The sequence below is a fragment of the Turicimonas sp. TL08 genome (assembly GCF_054660695.1).
Map to the genome: position 1 here is coordinate 1 of NZ_BAAGDP010000060.1, position 770 is coordinate 770.

Annotated in this window: 2 protein-coding genes; one reads left to right on the top strand and one right to left on the bottom strand. The window is 39.0% G+C overall.

The window, feature by feature from the left end:
- Window positions 1-379, top strand: a 379-nt coding sequence (locus tag ACYQ4O_RS12920; protein ID WP_460175868.1) for a TaqI-like C-terminal specificity domain-containing protein, incomplete at its 5' end; no start/stop codon positions are given.
- On the opposite strand, the gene ACYQ4O_RS12925 is transcribed toward ACYQ4O_RS12920, so the two are convergent.
- Window positions 345-770: hypothetical protein (locus tag ACYQ4O_RS12925; RefSeq protein WP_460175869.1), on the bottom strand; the 426-nt coding region annotated here is incomplete at its 5' end. The genes ACYQ4O_RS12920 and ACYQ4O_RS12925 overlap by 35 nt on opposite strands.

Here is a 770-nt window from a genome sequence, read left to right on the forward strand (position 1 = left end):
GGAGGATTTTTTAAAACCAAAAATTGTCTGGCCACGTCTGATGAGGATATCTAAAACCCAGGATAATACCTTTCCTCGATTCGCATATGTTGAGAAAGAAATGTTTACGGTTGACAGCTTATGTTTTTTCACGGGGAAAGATTTGGAGCTCTTATGCGAAGTTTTAAATTCTGATTATGCTGCCTATTATTTCTTGAAGAACGTTGCAACTTTAGATAGTGGAGGCGTTCAGATGCGGCAACAGTATGTTGAACACATTCCAATACCTCCTCTAGAAAAAGGAAAAAATGTTTTCGATGCCTTCTGTTTTACAAAAGAGGAGGTTAGATTTATAAAGGACACAGTTACGGAGTTAATTGCGATTGCTCAATCAAACTAATTTCTTCGTCGGTGAGGTCATATAGCTCATATATAGCTTTGTTAATTTCTCTTTCGGTTTCCTCGTTAAAAAGACCATTAGCCAGATACCTTTCATAAATTGATGTGTCTTCGGGCTTTGGCGCTAGAATGGGTTCAACTGCTTGCACGCTAATGAGCAAGTCACCAGTCCCTGTTTTTGGAGCATTCCTTAACAAATAGTGACCCATTGGTGAGTTAAGGAGACATACTAAAAACTCAAGATGCTCTCCTATAGCGAAACAAGTACTATCTAGCCCAAAGTGCCCTTCCTTGTCATAAGAGAATCTTAGAATTGAACCTACCCGTTTCCACATGATTTTCGGTTTAGAAAAATGGTCCAAATAAGCGCAGTTACGAAGATTGTATGGTCC